This window comes from uncultured Dialister sp., from assembly GCF_937959425.1.
GTDB lineage: Bacteria > Bacillota > Negativicutes > Veillonellales > Dialisteraceae > Dialister.
The window spans coordinates 1-5,288 of the sequence record NZ_CALGPS010000139.1 but is presented as its reverse complement, the minus strand read 5'-3'; the positions used below and the strand labels follow the sequence as shown (position 1 = coordinate 5,288).

The 5,288-nt window shown below is 54.3% G+C and carries 5 protein-coding genes and 1 tRNA gene; 3 read left to right on the top strand and 3 right to left on the bottom strand.

What is annotated here, in order from left to right; all coding sequences use genetic code 11:
* Positions 1–76 precede the first annotated feature (76 nt).
* Positions 77–1,384, bottom strand: coding sequence for an MFS transporter (locus Q0482_RS06045; RefSeq protein ID WP_299144676.1), 1,308 nt, complete (start codon positions 1,382–1,384; stop codon positions 77–79).
* Between the two features lie 193 nt (positions 1,385–1,577).
* On the opposite strand from Q0482_RS06045, the gene Q0482_RS06040 reads away from it, so the two are divergent.
* On the top strand, positions 1,578–2,129 hold the full coding sequence (locus Q0482_RS06040) for a gamma carbonic anhydrase family protein (RefSeq protein ID WP_299144673.1): 552 nt from the start codon (positions 1,578–1,580) through the stop codon (positions 2,127–2,129).
* Positions 2,130–2,228: 99 nt separating this feature from the next.
* Here the strand turns inward: Q0482_RS06040 and Q0482_RS06035 are convergent, their stop codons facing one another.
* Positions 2,229–3,092 carry a YitT family protein gene (locus Q0482_RS06035; protein ID WP_299144670.1) on the bottom strand — a complete coding sequence of 288 codons (864 nt, stop codon included), beginning with the start codon at positions 3,090–3,092 and terminating at the stop codon, positions 2,229–2,231.
* A gap of 57 nt (positions 3,093–3,149) precedes the next feature.
* Positions 3,150–3,239, bottom strand: a tRNA-Ser gene (locus Q0482_RS06030).
* 197 nt (positions 3,240–3,436) lie between these two features.
* On the opposite strand from Q0482_RS06030, the gene Q0482_RS06025 reads away from it, so the two are divergent.
* Together Q0482_RS06025 and Q0482_RS06020 are read left to right on the top strand one after the other, a co-directional pair.
* Positions 3,437–4,378, top strand: coding sequence for a MoxR family ATPase (locus Q0482_RS06025; RefSeq protein ID WP_299144667.1), 942 nt, complete (start codon positions 3,437–3,439; stop codon positions 4,376–4,378).
* The coding region (locus tag Q0482_RS06020) for a DUF58 domain-containing protein (RefSeq protein ID WP_299144664.1) at positions 4,379–5,288 on the top strand (910 nt) is incomplete at its 3' end.

Here is a 5,288-nt window from a genome sequence, read left to right as displayed (position 1 = left end):
GCCGCCGCAGGCGGCCGGAGCTGTAAAAAAATGTAAATCATTTTTTCACAGCCCCTTTTTATTGAAAATCAGGAAATCAGCGGATTACAGTGCCTCTGGTGTCCTTGATGAAAAGGAGCACATTCACTGCTGCTGCGATGTAGACGCAGGACAGGAGGGCGAAGGCAGCGCTGAATCCATGGGACTGGGCCAGGGCGCCGATGATGGCGGGAGCAAAGCCCCCTACAGCACGGCCCGTATTGAAGATGAAGTTCTGGGCAGTGGAGCGGGCGTCGGTGGTATAGTTTTCAGAAAGAAGGGTACCATAGCCGGCCATCATGCCGTTGCAGAAGAAGCCCAGGAAGGCACCGCCGAAGAGAAGGGCGATGGGCGTGCCCAGGTTCACGTAAATGTACACCATGGCTGCAGCGCAGATGTAGAAAATAAGGTAAGGAACCTTGCGGCCCAGACGGTCGCAGAGATAGCCGAATACGTAAATGCCTGCAATCATGCCGATAACGGTAACAATCATCCAGCCGGACATGGATTTCGTGGTGAGTCCATGCTCCTTCAGGAGGATCATGGGCAGCCACACCATAATGCCGTAGTATCCGAAGTTCTGCACGCTGGTCATAACGGTGAGGGACAGTGTGGTCACTGTCTTGGAAGGACTGGCAAAAAGATGAGCCAGGGGGAATTTCTTTGCTTCCGCCAGCTGCTTTTCTTCCTCTGCCGTCAGGGTTTCCCCATTGGCCTTTCTGGCAGCCAGTGCTTTCTTCATTTCCTTGCGCTTCACCCACATAGGCGGTTCCTTAATGCCGTGACGGGCCCAGGCAGCCAGCAGTGCCGGCACCACGCCCACCAGGAAGAGGCCTCTCCAGCCGTAGTCCGGAAGCACCACAGCCGCCAGGATGGCTGCCAGCACAGCGCCGGCCTGCCAGCCCATGGCTACACCGGCGGTGGCTCTGGCACGCTTGGCAGCCGGCCAGGTTTCGGAAACCAGGGTCATGCCGATGCCGTATTCCCCGCCAAGCCCAAGACCGGCCAGGAAACGGAGAATATTGAGGTGCGTCACATTATCTGCAAAGGCACAGGCACCGGTAAAGATAGAGAAAATAATGATGGTCAGTGAAAACGTGTGAACACGGCCGTAGTAATCGGCAAAAATACCAAAGAGATATCCCCCAAGCACCGTACCAATAAGGGTGTAGGTAGCAATGAGGCCCCCTTCCCCGAGAGTCAGGCCAAACTCGCTGACAATAGCCGCCATGGCAAAGGAAAGAATGAGCACATCCAGCCCGTCCATGGCATAACCGATGATGGAAGCCCACATGATCTTCCATCGTTCTTTCCGGGTGACCCCGGTTTCCTCAAATTCCTTCTCTTCCAAAGATTTTTCTGTCATAGTTCCCCCTCTTAGAGATACTCACAAAAAACTCCCGTGCCTGCTCCGGCACAAATTGTCTTATTATACAATGGCTTTCCATGATTGAAAAGGGGAAATTCGGAATTTTTTTAAATTTGCCATGGCCCGGGTAAAATAGCGTATAATGAAGGCAGGAAACAGAAATACCATTCTAAAAGCGGAAAGGAGCTAAATGATGATTGCAGGAAACGGAAAGAGCCAGCCTTCTATCCACCCGAAGGCCCATGTATTTGAGGATGCCGATGTCATCGGAAATGTGACGGTCGGCGAGTTTTCCAGCATCTGGTACCATGCTACAGTCAGGGGTGACAAGGCCATCACCATCGGAAGCTATACCAATGTGCAGGACAATACCATGATCCATGGGGAAAGTTATGAGTGCCACATCGGCAATTTTGTAACCATCGGACACAGTGCCATCCTTCACTGCTGCACGGTGGAAGATAACTGCCTCATCGGCATGGGTGCCTGCGTGCTGGATACCGCGGTCATTGGGGAAGGTTCCATCGTGGCCGCCGGTGCCCTGGTGGTCAAAGGGACCGTAGTACCGCCCCATTCCCTCGTCATGGGAAGGCCCGCTAAAGTGGTGAAGCAGCTCGACGAAAATACGGTCCGCAAGATCCACCTTCAGGCCCTGAGATACAAGACGCTCTGGACAGAAGATTATGGACTTCTTCCGGATGCTGATGGAGAAAGATATGACAAGGACCGGATATTCTCATAAATTTCTATTACTAAAGAGGAAGACCCGGACAGGCTGACCGGAAATAATAAAAACGCTCCCGCCACAGTGTGGCAGGAGCGTTTTTTATTTCCGGATATATTACAGGCTTTTCCCTTTGACCAGGCCCCCCTGTACTTCCTGCACATCGAAAACCGACAGGAAAGCGGAGGGATCGATATGGTGCACCACCTGTTTCAGCTTGGTCACTTCGAGACGGGTCACCACGCAGTAGAGCACATCCTTATCATCCTTGAGGTAGCCGCCCTGGCCGTGGAGACGGGTGACGGCGCGGTGCATGTCGTGAACGATGGCGTCAGATACTTTGTCGTATTCCGTGGTGACGATGAAAATGCCTTTGGAGGAATCAAGGCCTGTGGATACGGCGTCAATCATGCGGGAACAGATGAAATAGGCAATGAGGGAGTACATGGCGCTGTTCCAGCTGAATACGAAGCCTGCGGCGCCCAGGATGAAGAAGTTGAAGAACATGATGATTTCCCCTACGGAGAAGGAGGATTTGCTGTCCATCCAGATGGCTACGATTTCCGTGCCGTCGGTGGAACCGCCGCTTTTAATGACGATGCCTACGCCGATGCCGATGATAATGCCGCCGAAAATGGTGGAAAGGAAGGGATCCGTGGTGGCCGGTTTCATTTCTTCAAAGATAGAAGAGAAAAGGGACAGGATGACGATGGCATAGGTGGATGACGCCGCCAGTCCGGCGCCCAGGCGCCTGTAGCCCAGGTAGAAAAAGGGCAGGTTCAGCACCACGATGAGCAGGGAAAAGGGCACTCCCGTCAGGGCCTGCACCAGAAGGGAAATACCGGTGATGCCGCCGTCGATGATGTGGTTTGGAATAAGAAACAGGTTCAGCCCTGCGGAATAAATGATGGCTCCGATGGTGAGCCCCAGAATTTTTCGTATGATGGATACAATATCCATGTCTCTTCCTGCAATGGTCATACAGCCTCCAAAATGGTACAAAAAAATCCGCGGAAACGCCGCGGATTCGTTTTTTTATGGCGGAAGGGATGGGATTCGAACCCATGAACCTCTCACGAAGTTAACGGTTTTCAAGACCGCCTCCTTCAACCGCTCGGACACCCTTCCATAACGATATTATTATAGGGGAGAAAAGGAGGATTGTCAATGGGACCGCTTTGGCGGCCCAGGTTCTTTCCGAAGGCCCCGTCAACCCTTCCCCTCTTTTGGGAATACCGCAAATCCCCTCCATGGACACTCCCATATCCCCCTTCCCTTAAGGAGTATAATAGGAAATATATTTCATTAAGAATAGAGGTACTCATATGAATACAAAAGAAACGATTGACGCCATTCTTTCCGAGACGGGGAAGGCGGTGCTGGGCAAGGACGAGGTGCTGCGCCGCATATTGACCGCCATTCTGGCAGGGGGCCATATCCTGATCGACGATATTCCCGGCGTGGGGAAGACCACCATTGCCGTGGCCTTTACCCATGTGCTGGGGCTGGACTACAAGCGCATGCAGTTTACTCCCGATGTGCTGCCGTCGGATATTACGGGTTTTTCCATGTACGATAAGAATTCCGGCACCTTCCGTTACATGGCGGGAAGCGCCATGACCAATTTCTTTCTGGCCGATGAAATCAACCGGGCATCTCCGAAGACCCAGTCCGCTCTTTTGGAGGTCATGCAGGAGGGCCGTCTTTCAGTGGATGGGAAGACCTATGCCGTGCCCCAGCCTTTTATCGTCATGGCCACCCAGAATCCCTTCGGTTCTTCCGGCACCCAGGAGCTGCCGGAGTCCCAGACGGACCGTTTCATGATCCGCATTACCGTAGGCTATCCGGAAAGGGAGGATGAAATCCGCATTCTTTCCGGGGAGAAGAAGAATCCTGCCGACGGTCTTTCTGCCGTCGTTACGCCGGAAGGGCTCCTCGCCCTTCGGGAGGAGGCATCCCGCGTCCATGTGGAGGACAGCCTTTATGGCTACATGGTGGACATTGCCCGGGCTACCAGAAATCACCCGGACATCCGCCTTGGCGTTTCTCCCAGAGGCACCATGGCCCTGGCAGCCATGACCCGCGCCCATGCTTTAATGGAGGGACGCGCTTATGCCACCCCCGACGATGTGGCCGCTGTGGCACCCTATACCCTGGGCCACCGCATTTCTCTCACCGGCGATGCCCGGTACAATGGAAAGACGACGGAGTCGGTGCTTGCCGAGATTCTTTCTTCCCTGCCCCTGCCATCACTGAAGGAGGCATAAATGGGCCGCTTTTACTATGTATTTCTTCTTTTCATCGCCCTTTTCCTCATGGTGATGTACGACCAGTATGATGCCTTCCTGCTCTTTCTCATGCTTCTGCTGGCACCGGCTGCCCTGTATTTCGGAAGCCGGCAGGCGGGGAAAAGGGTGCTGTGCTCCCTGTCCGCTCCTTCCCATGTGGTAAGGGGCGAACAGGCGGAAATCGCCATTTCCCTGAAAAGTCCTTTCCTGCCCTTTCTCTCTTCCCTGGAGGTGCTGCTGGACGGCGCCCCCTTTGAATCCTATGAAGAGACAAAGGACGGATTCATCTTTTATTTCACCAGGGAAGTGCTCCACTGCGGCCGCTTTTCTCCCGGGAAAATCACCTTTTTCTGGAAGGATCCCTTTGCCCTTTTCCATTTCAAAAGGGATATAACCGCCTCTTCTTTCCTTGTCTATCCCCGGCAGGTGGGGACTTTTCAAGCAGCCCTCTCCGCTCTCCGCCGCATTGCAGGAAGCGAAGACAAAGAGTACTTCGGCGCCGTGGAGTATAAGCCCGGCGACAATCCCCACCTCATCAACTGGAAGGTAACCGCCCGGAAGGATGAGGTCTACGTGCGGGATTCAGCTCCCTCCGGCAGCGACCGTATCGTGCTGGCGGCGGACTATGAAAGAAATGACATGCTCCGGGACACGGTGGGCGACGCCCTGCTGTCTTCCGGACTGGCTCTCCTATCTGCCCGCATTCCTTTCCGTTTCGTCTTTGCCACGGGGAAAGGTTCCGTTTCCCGGACCATCCGCACCAGGGAGGACTGGACGGACGCCCTGGCCGGTTTCCTTCGGGCAGGCACGGAGGGAGCCCTGATGGGAGCCGACCTTTCGCCCTATGTCCCCATCTGCTATATTACAGGAAATCCCCGCCCCCCTTTTC

Bases quoted from the DNA above. Each gene is read 5' to 3' on its own strand.
- Q0482_RS06045 (WP_299144676.1), bottom strand. From the start codon at position 1,384: ATGACAGAAAAATCTTTGGAAGAGAAGGAATTTGAGGAAACCGGGGTC.
- Q0482_RS06040 (WP_299144673.1), top strand. From the start codon at position 1,578: ATGATGATTGCAGGAAACGGAAAGAGCCAGCCTTCTATCCACCCGAAG.
- Q0482_RS06035 (WP_299144670.1), bottom strand. From the start codon at position 3,092: ATGACCATTGCAGGAAGAGACATGGATATTGTATCCATCATACGAAAA.
- Q0482_RS06025 (WP_299144667.1), top strand. From the start codon at position 3,437: ATGAATACAAAAGAAACGATTGACGCCATTCTTTCCGAGACGGGGAAG.